Here is a 1,173-nt window from a genome sequence, read left to right as displayed (position 1 = left end):
TTAAGAAGTATACTAGTCATAGCGAGTTAACAGATTCGAGGAAAGGGATGGATCGAGCTATGACAAAAGGGAGAAAAACCACATTCGAAGAGCGCTTCGAGATCGTGAAATACTGTTTGGAGAATGGACGCAACTACCAGCAGACCGCGGAACAATATCAGGTGTCCTATGCCCAGGTGTATGGCTGGATCAAAAAGTATGACACGAACGGGGCAGAAGCGCTCCTAGACCGCCGTGGTCGTACGAAGCCAGAGGACGAACTAAGCGAAGAAGAGAAGCTGAAACGCCGGATCCAGCAAATGGATCTTGAGAACGAACTTCTTCGTGCGGACATCTTGTTTCTAAAAAAGTTAGAGGAGATCGAGAGGAGGTCATGATCAGCCAGGTACGGCTACAGCAACGATATATCGCCATCAAAGAATTGAACGAAGAGGAGGCCCTTTCGATCGTGCTCCTCTGTCGAGTCGCCGGCATCTCACGGGCGGCCTATTACAAATGGTTGAATCGCACCATACCGGTGCGTCAAGAAGAGAACGAGAAGCTTCTGGAGGACATCCGTCTACTCTATGACCAGGCGAACGGCACATACGGGTACCGTCGGATCACGATGACGATCAACCGGCTGCGCCGGCAACAAGGCCTGTCCCCGTTCAATGAAAAGCGAGTCTATCGCTTGATGCATATCCATGGGATCCAATCGGTCATCCGCCGGAAGCGGAAGAAGCATAAGAAGTCAACGCCGCAGCACGTGGCCGAGAACCTGATGAACCGAGAGTTCAGCGCGTCCCGACCGGACGAGAAATGGTGCACCGACGTCACCGAGTTCAAATATGGTGCCGGGAAGAAGGCATACCTGAGCGCGATCATCGACCTGTATGACGGCTCGATCGTCGCCTATCGCATCGGGAAGTCCAACAACAACGCTCTCGTCTTCCAGACGATGATGCCGGCCATCGCGGGGCTCCGTACAGGAGCACGTCCGATGATCCATAGCGACCGAGGGTTCCAATATACCTCGAGAGGGTTCAAACGAATGGTAGAAGACGCGGGAATGACCCGCAGCATGTCCCGGGTCGGACGTTGCATCGACAACGCCCCGATCGAGAGTTTTTGGGGCACCTTGAAAGTGGAGATGTACTACTTGCGTGAGTTCCAGGCCTATAGCGAACTCAC

At 53.4% G+C, this 1,173-nt stretch carries 1 pseudogene; it reads left to right on the top strand.

The window, feature by feature from the left end:
- Nucleotides 1-1,173: pseudogene (locus tag DI14_RS15175) on the top strand (IS3-like element ISEnfa5 family transposase); the annotation flags it as partial.

Source organism: Exiguobacterium sp. AB2 (assembly GCF_000696055.1).
Taxonomy (GTDB): domain Bacteria; phylum Bacillota; class Bacilli; order Exiguobacteriales; family Exiguobacteriaceae; genus Exiguobacterium; species Exiguobacterium alkaliphilum.
The sequence above is the reverse complement of the archived record's forward strand: the minus strand, read 5'-3'. Positions and strand labels throughout refer to the sequence as shown.